General features: G+C 46.5%; 16 protein-coding genes. All 16 read left to right on the forward strand.

Translation table 11 applies throughout. From position 1 onward, the window contains the following. The first annotated feature begins 243 nt into the window (after positions 1–243). Positions 244–1,779 (forward strand): ABC transporter ATP-binding protein, encoded by a 1,536-nt coding sequence (locus tag LCM00_RS15080; protein ID WP_224903591.1) that lies wholly within the window; start codon positions 244–246, stop codon positions 1,777–1,779. Then, complete coding sequence (locus tag LCM00_RS15085) at positions 1,772–2,821, forward strand: ABC transporter permease (RefSeq protein ID WP_224903593.1); 1,050 nt, start codon at positions 1,772–1,774, stop codon at positions 2,819–2,821. Before LCM00_RS15080 ends, LCM00_RS15085 begins: the two co-directional genes overlap by 8 nt. Beyond that, positions 2,822–3,781, forward strand: a complete 960-nt coding sequence (locus tag LCM00_RS15090; protein WP_224903594.1) for an ABC transporter permease — start codon at positions 2,822–2,824, stop codon at positions 3,779–3,781. 131 nt (positions 3,782–3,912) lie between these two features. Continuing rightward, positions 3,913–4,980 carry a GGDEF domain-containing protein gene (locus LCM00_RS15095; RefSeq protein ID WP_224903595.1) on the forward strand — a complete coding sequence of 356 codons (1,068 nt, stop codon included), beginning with the start codon at positions 3,913–3,915 and terminating at the stop codon, positions 4,978–4,980. A gap of 214 nt (positions 4,981–5,194) precedes the next feature. Beyond that, entirely contained in the window at positions 5,195–6,475 is a 1,281-nt protein-coding gene (gene yfmF, locus LCM00_RS15100) for an EF-P 5-aminopentanol modification-associated protein YfmF (protein WP_224903596.1), read from the forward strand. Next, entirely contained in the window at positions 6,476–7,762 is a 1,287-nt protein-coding gene (gene yfmH, locus LCM00_RS15105) for an EF-P 5-aminopentanol modification-associated protein YfmH (protein WP_224903597.1), read from the forward strand. Between the two features lie 68 nt (positions 7,763–7,830). After that, positions 7,831–8,553 carry an elongation factor P 5-aminopentanone reductase gene (gene ymfI / locus LCM00_RS15110; protein WP_224903598.1) on the forward strand — a complete coding sequence of 241 codons (723 nt, stop codon included), beginning with the start codon at positions 7,831–7,833 and terminating at the stop codon, positions 8,551–8,553. A gap of 76 nt (positions 8,554–8,629) precedes the next feature. Then, entirely contained in the window at positions 8,630–8,893 is a 264-nt protein-coding gene (locus LCM00_RS15115; RefSeq protein WP_224903599.1) for a DUF3243 domain-containing protein, read from the forward strand. Positions 8,894–9,103: 210 nt separating this feature from the next. Then, positions 9,104–9,895, forward strand: coding sequence for a YmfK family protein (locus LCM00_RS15120; RefSeq protein ID WP_224903601.1), 792 nt, complete (start codon positions 9,104–9,106; stop codon positions 9,893–9,895). A 20-nt stretch (positions 9,896–9,915) separates the two neighbouring features. Then, positions 9,916–10,821, forward strand: coding sequence for a helix-turn-helix domain-containing protein (locus LCM00_RS15125; protein WP_224903603.1), 906 nt, complete (start codon positions 9,916–9,918; stop codon positions 10,819–10,821). A 193-nt stretch (positions 10,822–11,014) separates the two neighbouring features. Then, positions 11,015–11,593, forward strand: a complete 579-nt coding sequence (gene pgsA, locus LCM00_RS15130) for a CDP-diacylglycerol--glycerol-3-phosphate 3-phosphatidyltransferase (RefSeq protein WP_224903605.1) — start codon at positions 11,015–11,017, stop codon at positions 11,591–11,593. Between the two features lie 48 nt (positions 11,594–11,641). Next, on the forward strand, positions 11,642–12,883 hold the full coding sequence (locus tag LCM00_RS15135; protein WP_224903619.1) for a competence/damage-inducible protein A: 1,242 nt from the start codon (positions 11,642–11,644) through the stop codon (positions 12,881–12,883). Positions 12,884–13,251: 368 nt separating this feature from the next. Then, entirely contained in the window at positions 13,252–14,298 is a 1,047-nt protein-coding gene (gene recA / locus LCM00_RS15140; RefSeq protein ID WP_224903607.1) for a recombinase RecA, read from the forward strand. 332 nt (positions 14,299–14,630) lie between these two features. Next, the gene (gene rny, locus LCM00_RS15145) at positions 14,631–16,193 is read left to right on the forward strand and encodes a ribonuclease Y (protein WP_009791524.1); all 1,563 of its coding nucleotides are present in this window, start codon (positions 14,631–14,633) and stop codon (positions 16,191–16,193) included. A gap of 113 nt (positions 16,194–16,306) precedes the next feature. Next, the gene (locus LCM00_RS15150) at positions 16,307–17,104 is read left to right on the forward strand and encodes a TIGR00282 family metallophosphoesterase (RefSeq protein ID WP_224903609.1); all 798 of its coding nucleotides are present in this window, start codon (positions 16,307–16,309) and stop codon (positions 17,102–17,104) included. Positions 17,105–17,305: 201 nt separating this feature from the next. Next, entirely contained in the window at positions 17,306–17,566 is a 261-nt protein-coding gene (gene spoVS, locus LCM00_RS15155; protein WP_009791522.1) for a stage V sporulation protein SpoVS, read from the forward strand. Positions 17,567–17,677 lie beyond the last annotated feature (111 nt).

A 17,677-nucleotide genomic window follows, 5' to 3' on the forward strand; every position in this document is an offset into this window, starting at 1 on the left:
CCCACTTATTCCTTTTTAATGCAAATCTGCAGGCTGGAACATTAATTGAAGAGCAGAATGCTTCTGCCTTTCACTTAGTGTTTTAGATTATCTTCTCTGAAATATAGATGTTTAAGAAACCTTGAAAACCGGAATGCAAAAACGCAGGCCGGAGGAATCGGCCCCGGCCGGATTTTTTTACAGCTTCTAAGGTATGACCTCTTACTACTATATTTTCTATTAATTTGTGCGAGGAGTGGAAGAATGGAATACGTTATTGAAATGCTCAATATCCGCAAAGAATTTCCGGGCATCGTCGCAAACGACAATATTACTCTTCAATTGAAGAAGGGTGAGATCCATGCTCTCTTAGGTGAGAATGGTGCAGGGAAATCGACGCTGATGAACGTGCTGTTTGGCCTCTATCAGCCTGAAAAAGGTGAAATCCGTGTCAACGGAAAGCCAGTCAGCATCACAAACCCGAACATAGCCAATGACCTTGGCATCGGGATGGTCCATCAGCACTTCATGCTGGTCGACACGTTTACAGTCACTGAAAATATCATTCTCGGAAAAGAAACAACCACCGCCGGCAGAATCGATATTAAAAAAGCTGAACAGGAAGTAAGGGAAATCTCTGAGCGCTACGGCTTATCTGTAGATCCCCAGGCAAAGATATCCGATATTTCTGTAGGGATGCAGCAGCGTGTTGAAATCCTGAAGACGTTATACCGCGGAGCCGAAATCCTGATCTTTGATGAGCCCACCGCTGTTCTTACTCCGCAGGAAATCGGCGAGCTTATCCAGATTTTCCGGACATTGATCAAGGAAGGCAAATCCATTATCCTGATCACGCACAAGCTGAAAGAAATCATGGAGGTCTGTGACAGGGTTACGGTCATCCGCAAAGGCGTTGGCATCGGCACAGTTAACGTAAGCGAGACAGATCCCAATGCGCTGGCAAGCCTGATGGTCGGACGTGAAGTTACGTTCAAGACCGAAAAGAAGGCTGCAGATCCGAAAGAGGTTGCATTTGAGATCAATGGACTTACTGTTAAGGATTCCAGGGGCGTCCCTGTTGTAAACAATCTCAATTTAAAGATAAAAGCAGGCGAAATTGTCGGGATTGCCGGTGTTGACGGCAATGGACAATCAGAACTGATCGAAGCGATCACCGGACTGAGAAAAGCAGAGGGCGGCACCATCAGCCTGAATGGCAAGGATATCAGAAATCTGTCTCCGAGGAAGATCACTGAAAGCGGGATTGGCCATATCCCTCAGGACAGGCATAAGCACGGTCTGGTGCTCGATTTCCCGATCGGCGATAATATCGTACTGCAGACATACTACAAAAAGCCTTTCTCCAAATTCGGTGTATTGAATTTTAAAGAAATTTACGATAAGGCCCGCAAACTGATAAAAGAATATGATGTCAGAACGCCGACTGAATATACAGAGGCGAGGGCATTGTCAGGCGGAAATCAGCAAAAAGCGATCATCGGCCGTGAAATTGACCGCGACCCTGATTTGCTCATCGCTGCCCAGCCGACAAGGGGGCTTGATGTAGGGGCCATCGAATTCATCCATAAGCGCCTGATCGAGCAGCGTGATAACGGGAAAGCCGTTCTGCTTCTTTCTTTCGAGCTGGATGAAATCATGAATGTCAGCGACCGTATTGCCGTTATTTACGAAGGCGGGATTGTAGCGGTTGTAGATCCGGCTGAAACGACTGAGCAGGAGCTTGGGCTGCTGATGGCAGGGTCGAAAAGAAAGGAAGCGGGTGAAAAGTCTAATGTCTAGTCGTTTGAAAAATATAATGGTTCCTTTAATAGCCGTTCTGCTTGGAGTTGTTGTCGGCACCATCATCATGATTGCGACCGGCTATGATGCGGTTGCAGGTTATACAGCATTATGGAACGGAGCATTTGGCGAGGTGTACTACACTGGTGAGGTAGTCCGCCAGGTAACGCCATATATACTGGCAGGTTTGGCGGTTGCGTTTGCATTCAGGACTGGGCTGTTCAATATAGGTGTCGAAGGGCAGCTGATTGTCGGATGGCTTGCCGCTGTCTGGGTCGGCCTGGCTTTTGATGATCTCCCTAAGTTCATTCACCTTCCGCTTGCTGTACTGGCTGCAGCGGCTGCAGGTGCACTATGGGCCTTCATCCCAGGCCTGCTGAAGGCTAAGTTCAAGGTTCACGAAGTTATCGTAACCATCATGATGAACTATATCGCCTTGCATGTAACAAACTATATTGTCCGATCAGTATTGACTGACAATGCGGACAGAACTGAAAATATTGCAGATTCGGCTTCTCTGAGATCGCCTTTCTTTGAAAGCATCACAGACTATTCCAGGCTTCACTGGGGGATTTTGATTGCAATCGTTTGTGTGTTCATTATGTGGTTCCTGCTTGAGAAGACTTCAAAAGGATATGAACTGAAAGCAGTAGGATTCAACCAGCATGCTTCCCAGTATGCCGGAATGAATGTAAGTTCCAATATTATTTTATCTATGGTCATTTCTGGTGCTTTTGCCGGGCTTGCCGGAGCCATGGAAGGTCTTGGCACCTTCGGCTATGCTGCAATCAAAGGCGGCTTCACCGGCGTCGGCTTTGACGGGATCGCGGTTGCGCTTCTTGGGGCAAACGGTCCGATCGGTATCGTATTTGCCGCTATCCTGTTCGGCGGCCTTAAAGTAGGGGCACTGAATATGCCTCTTGAGGCTGGAGTGCCGAATGAACTGGTAGATATCATCATCGCGCTGATTGTATTCTTCGTAGCAGCCAGCTACATGATTCGCATCGTCATCGATAAGTTTGGCAAGAAGGGGGTGAAATAAGTGGGCTTTATGGATATTTTGCTGATCATTGTTCCTTCCACGCTTTTATGGGCGGCACCGCTTATTTTCACTGCATTGGGCGGAAATTTCTCTGAGCGCTCCGGTGTTGTCAACATCGGACTCGAAGGGCTAATGGTTATAGGAGCGTTCACTGCAATCGTATTTAACCTGACATTTGTTGATTCTCTGGGAAAAGCAACTCCATGGCTCGCTTTGGTTGCAGCGCTGGTTGTGGGCGGACTGTTTGCCCTTATCCATGCGGTAGCCTCCATCACGTTCCGTGCTGATCAGACCGTTTCCGGGGTTGCCATCAACCTGCTGGCTATCGGACTGGCATTATTCCTTGTCAAGTTCATCTATGATAAAGGGCAGACAGATATCATCCAGGTGGGCTTCAGCAAGGTCGATATACCTTTATTAAGCGATATACCATTCATAGGGGAAGTCCTTTTCTCCAATACCTATTACACATCCTTTGTCGCTATCATCGTTGCTTTCATCGCATGGTATGTGATGTTCAAAACGCCATTCGGACTCCGTCTCAGATCAGTCGGTGAACATCCGATGGCTGCTGATACGATGGGGATCAATGTGACAAGAATGCGTTATATCGGCGTAGTCATCTCAGGTGCGCTGGCAGGTGTCGGCGGCGGTGTATATGCCCAGTCAATTTCCTCTGACTTCGGGCACGCTACCATCAGCGGGCAGGGCTTTATGGCTTTGGCGGCATTGATCTTCGGAAAATGGCATCCGCTTGGTGCAATGGGTGCTGCTTTGTTCTTCGGCTTTGCCCAAAGCTTGAGCATTGTAGGCTCAAGCCTGCCGCTGCTTGAGAACATCCCGAATGTTTATCTGCTGATTGCGCCATATGTCCTGACAATCCTGGCATTGACAGGCTTCATAGGCCGCGCAGATGCACCAAAGGCACTCGGTACTCCATATATAAAAGGAAAAAGATAATAATACTGAACCCGGTCATGCAGACCGGGTTTTTCTGTGAATTAAAAATTAACTGAATAGATTGACTCTTGGAAAAAACTGCCTTAAAATTAAATAGTTAATATTCTATCATTTCTGATCGGGGCCGTCATATGCCAAATTCCTTGTTTTTAAATGATTATCATACAGATAAGATAGTTTCCTATAGCAGATGGCTCATCCTCCTTCTGATCCTCTTCATATGCCATTCACCAGCTGCTCCAATTCAGGCAGAGAAGACAGTGATTCCGGCTGTCCTTGCTGCATTTTCTGTCCTCTATATCGCAGCCGCCCATATATCCACAAGTTTTATGAAAAAAGGAAAAGCAAGCAGGCGCCTTGCGGCTGTGTGGACTGGCTGCGACCATATTGCAGCTTCTGTCCTGTTCTGGATTTATGGAGCTGGGTCCGCCGTCTTTTATCCGCTGGCCATTCTTCTTACTATGAATGCGGCCATCAGAATGCGCACTAAAGGAGCATTGTTTTCAGCTCTGTTCTTGTCAGTTTCAATTCTTGCCGGATCAAATTTGGGGGAGGATGCGGGACTCGTTCTTCTGCCTTTAGGTATTCTTTGGGTTGCCGGGATTCTGTCCGGCGGTGCTGCCGTAAGGGAAATGAAGCAACAGGCACAGATCGATAAACTTAAAAGAATGGTGTATACAGATTTCCTTACCGGGCTTGCCAATAGAAGAGCATTCCATGAGCACCTTAACCTTATAGAAAAAACAGCTGAGCCCTGCTTCATCCTGTTAGGCGATGTAGATAACTTCAAAAGTATCAACGACCATTACGGCCATCTTGAAGGCGATGAAGTGCTGAAAAAGCTGGGGAGCATATTTATGAGAGCTGAAAAGCTGAGCGGCTGCAGAATATACCGTTATGGGGGAGAGGAATTTGCCTTCCTTTTCCCGGGGCACCGCGAGGATAAGGTCATTGGCATGCTGACCGGCCTCCTGGACAGTGTGGTTCAGGAAGTTATGGCCGGAGGGAAACAATCTGTCACAATGAGCTTTGGCGCCAGCTTCTTAAGGAGCGGAAATACGAAGCATGCACTCGAAGAAGCGGACGCGCTGCTTTACCAGGCCAAAACAAGCGGGAAAAGCAGGGCTATTTTCAGCAGCGGCCTTATCCTGAAGAATACTCTGCCATCAGCGAAAATCAAAAACGCAAATAGCGGATAAGCATCTTTAAAGAAAGCAGTCTCCATCAAAGAGGCTGCTTTGTTTATCGCAAAATAACCCAATTGGCATACTCTCCCTGCGCATCAATCATTTGCTATCTCAATTTAGGAAGCGTTATAGTTAGAATATGTTTTATTTTTATGGAGAAGATTAAAAAATAACCTGAGCAGCGCCTACATAAGATAAAAAAAGCAGGAAATTTAGGAGGATGTATATGGCCGTTATGGATGAAATCGTAAAAAAGATGGAAGGTTATGACCTCCATATAGTCAAGACCGGCAAATTTAAAACCAATACACTGATCTGGAAAATGAAAGCTCCTCTTCAAAAAGAAGATGCGACTGTAAGAGCGCTTTTACCGTATGTCCTGCAGAGCAGTTCAAGAAGGTTTCCAGCCACAGGGCTTCTCCGTTCGCATCTTGATGATCTATACGGCGCCAGCCTGTATGTGGATTTGGCGAAAAAGGGCGAGTATCATGTTGTCACTTTTTCAATGGATATCGCCAATGAGAAATTCCTTTCGGATCCAGCACCTCTGTTAAGGAAGGCTTTTGAATTCCTGGCTGAAATCCTGCTGAAGCCAAATGCGCAGGATGGGAGATTCAATGAGGAAACAGTCAGGCAGGAAAAAAGGACGCAAAAGCAGCGGATTCAATCTGTCTTTGATGACAAGATGAGATATTCCAATTTCAGGCTCGTTGAAGAAATGTGCAAAGGGGAGCCTTATGCCCTTCATGTAAACGGTGAAATGGATGAAGTCGACAGCATCACACCTGAAAAGCTCTATCAGTATTATGAACGGGCATTTGCAGAAGATCAGCTCGATTTTTATGTGATCGGTGACGTTGAACCTGCTGAAGTAGAAGCGATGGCAGGGGAGTATCTGAAATTCTCTCCGAGGGAGCCTAAGCAGCTTGCGGGCGGATCCGCGGCAGAAGCAGGGGATGTAAACGAAGTCAAAGAAATCCAGGATGTAAAACAAGGGAAGCTTAACATAGGCTACCGGACCAACATCCTCTATGGAGATAAAGATTACTACGCCCTCCAGGTTTTCAACGGCATTTTCGGCGGCTTTTCACATTCGAAGCTGTTTATCAATGTCAGGGAAAAAGCAAGCCTTGCCTACTACGTTGCCAGCAGGCTTGAAAGCCATAAAGGATTGATGATGGTCATGTCCGGCATCGATAATAAAAACTATGACCAGGCGGTCGGCATCATCAAAGACCAGATGGAAGCCATGCGAAACGGCGACTTTACGGAAGAAGAAATGGCACAGACAAAGGCAGTGATCAAGAATCAGCTGCTTGAGACAATCGACACTGCCAGGGGAATGACAGAGATCCTTTATCATAATGTAGTCGCCGGCCAGGAAATTTCTCTTGACCTGTGGATGGAAGAGATGGACAAAGCCACGAAAGAAGATATTGTCACCGCAGCAAAAAAAATCAGCATGGATACCGTATATTTCTTAACAGGAACGGAGGCGGGCGAATAAATGGAAACGATTGTTTTTGACCAATTGAAAGAAAAATTATATTACGAAAAAATGGCCAATGGCCTTGATGTCTATATACTGCCGAAGCAGGGATTCAACAAAACATATGCCACCTTCACAACCAAATACGGCTCTGTTGACAATCACTTTGTCCCGCTTGGGAAAGAGGAGTTTGTCAAGGTTCCTGATGGCATCGCCCACTTCCTTGAGCATAAATTGTTTGAAAAAGAAGACGGCGACGTTTTCCAGCAGTTCAGCAAACAGGGCGCATCGGCCAATGCTTTTACATCCTTCACAAGGACAGCATATCTGTTTTCCAGCACCTCTGAGGTTGAGCGGAACCTGGAGACACTGATTGATTTTGTCCAGGATCCTTATTTTACGGAAAAGACCGTAGAAAAGGAGAAAGGCATCATCGGGCAGGAAATCACCATGTATGATGACAACCCGGACTGGCGTCTTTATTTCGGCCTCATCCAGAATATGTACCAGAATCATCCTGTGAAAATTGACATTGCAGGGACAGTGGAATCAATCTCCCACATTACTAAAGATCTATTGTATGAATGCTATAACACATTCTACCACCCGAGCAATATGCTGCTTTTTGTTACCGGTCCAGTTGACCCTGAAGCGATAATGGGGCAGATCAGGAGCAACCAGGAGAAAAAGGAATATAAGGACCAGCCGGCAATCGAACGCAGGTTTGAGCAGGAAATGACTGGTGTTGCGGAGAAGAAGCAGGTTCTGAAGATGAATGTGCAAAGCTCGAAATGCCTATTGGGCGTCAAAGCGCTTAATGTGAAGCAGGAAGGCACTGAAATGCTGAAGAATGAACTGACGCTGAATGTTATGCTCGATATCCTGTTCGGCAAAAGCTCCAAAAATTACGAAACTCTGTACAGGGAAGGGCTTATTGATGAAACCTTCTCATATGATTACACGCAGGAGCAGGGATTCGGCTTTGCGATGCTTGGCGGGGATACAAGCGACCCGGATCAGCTTGCAGGCACATTGAGGAGCATGCTGCTTGAAGCAAAGACTGGCGATGTATTCAGCCAGGAAGCGCTGGACAGAACGAAAAAGAAAAAAATCGGGGCATTCCTCCGTTCCGTCAATTCACCTGAATATATCGCAAACCAGTTTACACGATATGCTTTTAATGGGATGGACCTGTTCGAAGTGGTGCCTGAAATAGAGAAGATCAGTTTAGAACAGCTAAAAGAGACAGCAAATGTATTTCTGTCCGAGGACAGATTTACTGTCTGCCAGGTTGTTCCCAAATAAAAAGGAAAGCGCCGGTTTCCGGCGCTTTCTGTCATTGTGAAAAATAGTGAGCGGGAGCGGAACAGAGAATGAAGAAATTTACATTGATAACCGGTGCAAGCGGAGGCATAGGAAGGGCGATTGCCCTCAAGCTTGCTGGAGAAGGGCACTCGCTCTATCTGCACTATAACAGAAACAAAGAGGCCATTGAGGAGCTTCTGGGGGATCTCGCACAATTCGAGGGGGAATATATCCCTGTCCAGGGTGATCTGGCAGATCCCCTTGGATATAAAAAAATCGCTGAAAGCATCTTCTCCCTCGATGCGATTGTCCATAATTCAGGGACAGGCTTTTATGGAATGATGGAAGATACAGATGACCAGGTTCTCGAACAGCTGATGCGGGTGCATGTGATGTCCCCTTATGCGCTTACCAGGGAGCTGCTGCCTAAATTGGTCCAAAAGCGGCAGGGGAACATAATCATGGTCTCTTCCATCTGGGGCCAGGCAGGCGCTGCCTGCGAAACAGCCTATTCAGCTGCAAAAGGTGCGCAGATTGCATTTGTAAAATCTTTAAGCAAAGAGGTCGCCCTGAATGGGGTGAGAGTGAATGCGATTGCCCCTGGCGCTGTAAAAACACCGATGATGGAGTCATTCAGTGAATCGGAAATAATGGAGATAGAGGAAGAAATACCGATGGGGAGGCTGGCAGCACCTGAAGAGATTGCGAATGCTGCAGCTTTCCTGCTTTCTGAAGGTTCTTCCTATATCACTGGCCAGGTGCTCGGCATAAATGGCGGCTGGTACATGTAAAATTACAGACAGATGCATATTTTGTGCCTCCAGAAAGCAAAATAACTTTGTACTATACTACAAGGAGGTACGAACAATGTCTGTATTGGATAACTGGAATCATTGGAAGGATTTCTTGGGGGACCGTCTTCACCATGCCCAGAATGAAGGCATGAATAAAGATGTAGTGAATGACCTTGCTTACCAGATCGGTGACTATCTTGCGAAGCAGGTTGATCCGCAAAATGATCAGGAAAAAGTATTGGCTGATCTATGGTCAGTTGCGAGCCCGGAAGAGCAGCATGCGATTGCCAATATGATGGTTAAGCTTGTTCAGAACGACGGTTCACAGCAGCAATAGAACTTTCCATACAGGTTCATTCCAAAGAGAGGCCAACCCTCTCTTTTTTTCTGCATTTGGAGGCTGATTTGCAGGCAATGAAAAAAAATCAGGAATGATTCGAAAGACATTGGTTTTTTCTTTCATCTTCAGGGAAAATCATTTATTATAGAAGCTAGACAAAAATATGCAGGAAAATGTCGGATTTGGGATGATCTGGGAGGTTTACCTATGGAAAAAACGGAATGGTACCTGGAATATGAAATTCAAAAAAACCGGCCTGGGCTGCTTGGTGACATTTCTTCGCTCCTGGGAATGCTTTCCATTAATATCGTCACCATTAATGGAGTGGATGAAGGGCGAAGGGGATTGCTGATCCTTGCAAAAGATCATGAACAAATCCAAAGACTAGAGTCTATTTTACATACAATGGACACAATAAAGGTAATAAAGCTCAGGGAACCAAAGCTGAGGGACAGGCTGGCGGTGCGCCACGGCCGATACATACAAAGGGACGCAGACGATAAGAAAACTTTCCGTTTCGTCCGGGATGAACTGGGGCTGCTCGTTGATTTCATGGCTGAGCTGTTCAAGCAGGAAGGACATAAGCTGATTGGCATCAGGGGCATGCCCCGCGTCGGCAAAACAGAATCGATCGTGGCATCAAGCGTCTGCGCCAACAAAAGATGGCTGTTTATGTCGTCAACACTGCTTAAGCAGACCATCCGGAATCAGCTGATCCAGGATGAATACAATGAAAATAATCTGTTTATCATTGATGGAATTGTTTCAACCAGAAGAGCAAATGAAAGGCACTGGCAGCTGGTGAGGGAAATCATGCGCCTCCCTGCAGTCAAGGTCGTTGAGCATCCGGATATTTTTGTGCAGAATACAGAATATTCGATGGAGGATTTTGACTATATTATTGAACTGCGCCATGATCACAATGAAGAGATCAAATATGATGTGGTTGAAAATAATGATATGTTCTCCGGGACCGATTTTGGGGGATTTGATTTTTAGTAAGGTGGAAGGTGTTTGTATTGACAGAACTAGGCAATCATTTAAAAGAAGCTAGGATCGAAAGAGGCATGAGCCTTGATGATCTCCAGACAGCGACAAAGATCCAGAAGCGCTATCTCGTAGGAATTGAAGAAGGAAACTACAGCATGATGCCCGGCAAATTCTATGTCCGGGCATTCATCAAGCAATACGCCGAGGCTGTCGGCATTGATCCGGAAGAGCTTTTTGAGCAGTACAAGAATGACATCCCTGTCACCGCTGCGAGTGATGACATACCTGAAAAGCTTTCAAGGGTTCAGACCAGGAAGAATATTTCCGGCAGCAGTTCAAAGTTTGCGGACCTGCTCCCCAAAATTCTGATTGGTGTCTTTGTTGTCGGCGTCATCGCGCTTCTCTATTATTTCATCGTTATGGCAAACAACGGCAAAGATGAGGGTGAGCCGGCCGATAACGGCAATACCCAGGGTGTTGAATATGGCCAGTCGGATGATCTTGCAAAAGAAGAGCCTAAAGAAGAGGAAGGCAAGGAAGAAGGCGATGGTGCTGCTGAGGAAGAAGAGCCGGCTGAGGAAGAAAAGCCGGAACCGCCTGCACAGGAAGTTGCTGTCGTCGAGTCAGCTGGCAATGATACCGTATATGAAGTGAAAAACGCTGATAAATTCGTTCTGAAAGTGGTCAGCACAGGCGAAACCTGGGTGAGCATCAAGAATGGCAAAGGCTATTCCTTCTTCGAGGGAATGCTTTTAAAAGGTTCTGCCGAAAGCCAGACAATCGATTTGTCGAAAGAGTCTGAGGCTGTACTCGTAGTTGGGAACACCTCCCAGACTGAACTGTATATCAATGACCAGAAGCTGGAATATGCTATTCCTTCTTCCAAGAGTGTTAAGCAGGATATTACCATCCGCTACACAAAAACGACAGAATAGCCATCCATGTGATGGCTATTTTTTTCTCTCAGCGGCCAAAATAGAAGGGTGGAACAAGATAAAAAAGTGAAAAAATTGCTATATTTATTTTTTTGCTGTAAAACTATAGAGTAAGACTTTTCTGAGGGCATGGATGTTTTCTCCGCCTTTAGCGCAAGTCTGCCGAAACTACATAGCTTTTTGGAGGTACATAATGAACTTGCCTAATAAAATAACCGTATCAAGGATCTTCTTGATTCCGCTTTTTTTAATTGTGATGCTTGTTCCCTTCTCATGGGGGGAGACAGCCTTTTTAGGGGCTGAAATGCCTGTCACGCATCTTGTCGGGGCCTTGATCTTTATCATTGCTTCCGCGACAGACTGGGTTGATGGCTATTACGCAAGGAAGCTGAATATGGTCACCAATCTTGGGAAATTCCTTGATCCGCTCGCAGATAAACTGCTTGTGTCGGCAGCACTGATTGTTCTGGTCGATCTTGAACTGGCGGCTTCCTGGATTGTCATCGTCATTATCAGCCGTGAGTTTGCCGTTACAGGCCTCAGGCTTGTCCTTGCAGGGGAAGGGGAAGTTGTTGCAGCCAATATGCTTGGCAAGGTGAAAACATGGGCACAGATCGTCGCCATTTCCGCACTCTTGCTGCACAACATCATCTTTGAATTAATTTCCGTGCCGTTCGATGACATTGCGCTTTGGGTGGCAATGATCTTTACAATCTGGTCAGGCTGGGATTATTTCTACAAAAATAAAGCAGCCTTCATCAATTCAAAGTAATATCAATGAGACTGTAATATGAGGCTTCAACAGGAGGGGACAAAGGATATGAATGCAGAAATCATTGCGGTGGGTTCGGAGCTTTTGCTTGGGCAGATCAACAATACAAACGCCAGATTCCTCTCCATGCAGCTGGCGGATATCGGCATCAATGTGTTTTACCATACAGTTGTTGGAGACAATCCTTCCAGGCTCAAAGCTGCGATCGGGATAGCCGAGGAGCGCTCTGACCTGGTCATTTTCACAGGGGGCCTCGGCCCGACCAAGGATGATTTGACAAAAGAGGCCATTGCAGAGCATCTTGGCGCCGAGCTTGTCCATAACGAAGAGGCGCTCCGCCAGATCGAGCTTTATTTCGATAGGGCCGGCCGGGTGATGACAGAGAACAACAGGAAGCAGGCGATTGTACTTAAAGGGTCTGAAGTGCTTCCGAATGACCACGGCATGGCGCCTGGAATGGTATATGCAAAAGGAACTAAAACGTATATGCTCCTTCCCGGCCCTCCGAAGGAAATGGAGCCGATGTTCCTCGCCTACGGACACCCTGCACTGCTTGCCAGAATGGATTCTCAGGAAAAAATCCTCTCCAGGGTGCTCCGGTTCTTCGGAATCGGGGAAGCGATGCTTGAGACAGAGATCGAGGACCTGATTGACAGCCAGTCCAATCCAACTATAGCGCCTCTCGCTGGAGACGGGGAAGTGACCCTGCGGCTGACAGCCAAGCATCAAAGTCTTGACACGGCCCTGCAGCTGATAGAAGAAACGGAAGAAAAGATACTCAGCAGGACCGGCGAATTCTTCTATGGCTATGACGATTCTTCCTTAATGATTGAGCTGACAAAAGCGCTGAAGGAAAAAGGCCTTACGATTGGCTGTGCTGAGAGTCTGACAGGCGGTATGTTCCAGCAGGAGTTCACTTCCATTCCGGGAGCAGGGAGCCTTCTTAAAGGCGGGGTTGTCTGCTATACAAACGAAGTGAAGGAAAAGGTCCTGAATGTAAAAAAAGAAACCATTGAAAAAGATGGTGTTGTCAGTGAAGCGTGTGCCACTGAGCTGGCTGAGAATGCGGCCGCACTGACAGGGGCCGACATTGGGATCAGCTTTACCGGGGTTGCGGGTCCTGATGAGCTTGAAGGAAAACCTGTCGGCACCGTCTATATCGGGATAGCCATCAAAGGCAGGCCCACACATGTGGAGAAGCTGAACCTCGGCGGATCCCGTGCAGCCAATCGGTCACGATCGGTGAAGTACGGCTGCCATTTCTTACTAAAAGAGCTGAAAGAAAAATAGAGGGAACAGGCCGTTAACAATGGCCTGTTTTCTATTTTATTGAAATCCCTGCTTCTTCGGTCTTCATATAATTCTTATCTTATCTGGCAATATGGCAAACTGCGAAACTGCGCTGATTTCCCTTTCTATTATTCAGACAGCTGGCCGATTTTCCGTTTCTGTATTAAAAGAGGCGGCTGAAAAGAGTTTTCTCTTGAAGGAATCGGGGTATTTACCCATCAATGTCCCTCTCAAAAAAAACGAATGAATGTTCGACTTTTTGCTCGACAAACAAGCAGAAAAAGTATATAGTAAAGATAGGTTCTTTGAGAAAGATTTTGAAATATGCAATGCATATTTTTCTTTATATATAAAGGAGGAAATCACTAGTGAGTGAACGTCAAGCTGCATTAGATATGGCTTTAAAGCAAATAGAAAAACAATTTGGTAAAGGTTCGATCATGAAGCTTGGGGAGCAGACCGACCGCAAGATATCAACTTCTCCGAGCGGCTCCCTGGCGCTTGATGTTGCGCTTGGAGTGGGAGGCTACCCTAAGGGGCGCATAGTTGAAATCTATGGTCCGGAAAGCTCGGGTAAAACGACTGTTGCCCTTCATGCGATTGCAGAGGTGCAGGCGAATGGCGGACAAGCTGCCTTTATCGATGCTGAGCATGCCCTTGACCCGGTATATGCCCAAAAGCTGGGCGTAAACATTGATGAATTGCTGCTTTCCCAGCCTGATACTGGGGAACAGGCGCTTGAAATTGCTGAAGCCCTTGTACGAAGCGGTGCCATTGACATCCTTGTCATCGACTCAGTAGCTGCCCTTGTACCGAAAGCAGAGATTGAAGGGGAAATGGGTGACTCGCATGTCGGTCTCCAGGCCCGCCTTATGTCCCAGGCCCTTCGTAAATTATCAGGTGCCATTAATAAATCAAGAACGCTTGCCATCTTTATCAACCAAATCCGTGAAAAAGTCGGAGTCATGTTCGGAAACCCTGAAACCACTCCAGGCGGCCGTGCTCTTAAGTTCTACTCTTCCGTACGTCTGGAAGTGCGCCGTGCTGAAACTTTAAAGCAAGGCAATGAAATGGTCGGTAACAAAACCAAAATCAAGGTCGTCAAAAATAAGGTTGCTCCTCCATTCCGTGTCGCAGAAGTCGACATCATGTACGGGGAAGGCATCTCAAAAGAAGGCGAAATCATTGATATGGGCTCTGAACTGGATATTGTCCAGAAGAGCGGCTCCTGGTATTCATACAATGAAGAGAGACTTGGCCAGGGACGCGAAAATGCGAAGCAGTTCCTTAAGGAGAATCCTGACTTAAGGCTGACCATCCAAAAGCAGATCCGTGACCACTACGGCCTCGATGAAGAGAAGGTATTAGAAGAAAACCAGGATCAGGATCAGGAGCATTTCGAACTGATTGATTGATCACTTGAGGCAAAGCCACAGGCTTTGCCTTTTGCTTTTTCGTGCTGCGGTGTTAAGATGGGCTGTAAAGGCATGGTGCGGGGGGAAGGTTCTGGAGGAGAAAGAGATACTTTCGGCCCAGTTGGCAGACTTGTCCGAAATATTAAAAAAAGCCGCAAGGACAAACCCTTGACAATAAAAATCCACAGCTTTACAATTATATTGTATATTTTACATTTTTATGAGTATTTGAAAACGTTTAAAGCCTTAGTGCTGTATGTTGATCTTAAACAATGTACATGCCGACACTTTAGAAACGTAACACAAAAAAGTTCATAGCAAGAGGAGGTGAAATGATGGATATTTTATTAGTCATCTCCATTTTGCTTGCCCTAGTCGTCGGTGCAGTTGTTGGCTATTTTATTCGCAAATCGATTGCCGAAGCAAAAATTGCAGGAGCTAAGAACGCTGCTGAGCAAATCCTTGAGGATGCAAGGCGTGAAGCTGATGCTTCAAAGAAGGAAGCCCTGCTGGAAGCAAAAGATGAAATTCACAAGCTTCGGACTGAAGCTGAACAAGAAGTTCGTGATCGAAGAAATGAGCTGCAAAAACAAGAAAATCGTTTACTGCAAAAAGAGGAGAATCTTGACCGGAAAGATGAATCGCTTGATAAGCGTGAGTCAATCCTGGAGAAAAGAGACGATTCTCTTAACAAAAAACAACAGCATATTGAAGAGATGGAAAGCAAAGTGGACGAGATGGTACGAGCACAGCAATCTGAGCTGGAACGCATCTCAGGCTTAACTCGTGAAGAGGCAAAATCCATCATTTTAGATCGGGTCGAGCAGGAAGTTGCTCACGATATTGCCATTATGGTGAAGGAAACGGAAAACCGCGCGAAGGAAGAGGCTGACAAGAAGGCGAAGGAAGTATTGTCATTGGCCATTCAGCGCTGCGCTGCAGACCATGTTGCAGAAACGACCGTATCAGTGGTCAATCTGCCTAACGATGAAATGAAGGGACGTATCATCGGCCGTGAAGGACGTAATATACGTACACTTGAAACGCTTACCGGAATTGATCTCATCATCGATGATACTCCGGAAGCAGTCATTTTATCCGGGTTTGATCCCATCCGCCGTGAGACAGCAAGGCTTGCTCTCGAAAAATTAGTTCAAGATGGACGCATTCACCCGGCGAGGATTGAGGAAATGGTGGATAAAGCGCGCCGCGAAGTGGACGAGCATATCCGTGAAATCGGTGAACAGACGACCTTTGAGGTCGGCGTACACGGACTTCATCCGGATCTTATCAAAATTCTCGGCCGCCTGAAATTCCGTACCAGCTACGGACAGAATGTGCTGAAACACTCAATGGAGGTTGCCCAGCTTTCAGGGCTGCTGGCTGCTGAACTTGGCGAGGATGAAACACTTGCCCGCCGTGCTGGTTTGCTACATGATATCGGTAAAGCAATCGACCATGAAGTAGAAGGAAGCCATGTTGAAATCGGAGTTGAGCTTGCGACTAAGTACAAAGAGCATCCGGTTGTCATCAACAGCATTGCTTCTCACCATGGCGATACAGAGCCTACATCCATTATCGCTGTACTTGTTGCTGCAGCAGATGCTTTATCAGCAGCAAGGCCTGGGGCGAGAAGGGAAACGCTTGAAAACTATATCCGCCGTCTGGAAAAACTGGAGGAGATTTCCGAATCCTATGATGGAGTCGAGAAATCATTTGCCATCCAGGCCGGAAGGGAAATCAGGATCATGGTTAAGCCTGATCAGATTGATGACCTTGAATCACACAGGCTCGCAAGGGATATACGCAAGAAGATTGAAGAAGAGCTTGATTATCCAGGACATATCAAGGTTACGGTCATCCGTGAAACGAGAGCCGTTGAATACGCAAAATAAAGCAGTGCTTCGGCGCTGCTTTATTTTTTTGCCGAAATGATACGAATGGAATTCATCCTTTTTGTGTTACAATGTTAACAGTGAAGAAATTGAAGTTAGGAAGGGTTAGCTGAATGAATATTTTGTTTGTTGGAGATGTAGTTGGTTCTCCCGGGCGTGATATGGTAAAAGAATATCTGCCCAAATTAAAAGACAAGTACCGTCCGCAGGTGACCATTATTAATGGTGAAAATGCAGCCGGCGGAAAAGGAATCACTGAAAAGATATACCGGGGCTTTTTGGAAGCAGGCGCGCAGGCGGTGACCCTCGGCAATCATACATGGGATAACAGAGAGATATTTGAGTTTATTGAGAGTGCGAAATATTTAATCAGGCCTGCCAACTTCCCGGATAATAATCCTGGCAAAGGCATTGTATATTTAAAGGTGAACACTGATGAAGTGGCTGTTATAAATCTTCAGGGAAGGACCTTTTTACAGCCGTCCGACTGTCCGTTTAAAAAAGCCGATGAACTCATCGAGGAAGCGCGGCAGCGCACTCCCTTCATCTTTGTCGATTTCCATGCAGAAGCGACAAGCGAAAAGCAGGCAATGGGCTGGTATCTCGATGGAAAGGTTTCTGCTGTGGTTGGTACGCACACGCATGTCCAGACGGCAGATAACCGGATCCTTCCGGACGGGACAGCCTTTATAACCGATGTGGGCATGACTGGCCCCTATGACGGAATCCTGGGCGTTGAGAAGGAAGCTGTATTGAAGCGATTCATTACAAATCTTCCTGTCCGTTTTGAGGTGCCGAAGGAAGGCAGGGACCAGCTGAGCGCAGTATCGGTTGAACTGGACCGGAAAACAGGGCTGGCCAAGAAAATAGAACGGATCCTGATTAACGAAGATCATCCTTTTTTCAGCTGAAGAATAAAGGGCTGCCTTTCCATAGGCAGTCTCTTTTTGTTTTAAGGGGTCCTTGAAAGTACGCAATTTTCCAATATTTTGTCCAAGCTGGAATATGTTTTTTATCCTCTGAATATAGTAGCAATGGAATGATATACCTGATGTGTCCGGGGCAAGTATCCTAAGGGCATGCAGGACGGGATAAACAAGGAGGAGCTAGGAATGGAAATATTAAAAGTTTCAGCAAAGTCTAATCCTAATTCTGTAGCTGGTGCGCTTGCTGGTGTTCTGCGTGAAAGAGGCGGCGCAGAGATCCAGGCAATTGGTGCGGGTGCATTGAACCAAGCGGTTAAAGCAGTAGCGATCGCCCGAGGATTCGTAGCGCCTAGCGGAGTGGATTTGATCTGTATCCCTGCTTTCACCGATATTAAGATTGACGGTGAAGAACGGACAGCGATAAAGCTGATTGTGGAGCCAAGATAACAAAAGGGGAAAAGCAGTGGCATATAAAAAAAATGCCCTTTGCTTTGGGCAATAAATAGCCGGCAGCACATCATCTTTGCCTGTTTGCTTATTGAAAGCAAACAGGCTTTT

Source organism: Bacillus infantis (assembly GCF_020171945.1).
Taxonomy (GTDB): Bacteria; Bacillota; Bacilli; order Bacillales; family Cytobacillaceae; genus Bacillus_AB; species Bacillus_AB infantis_A.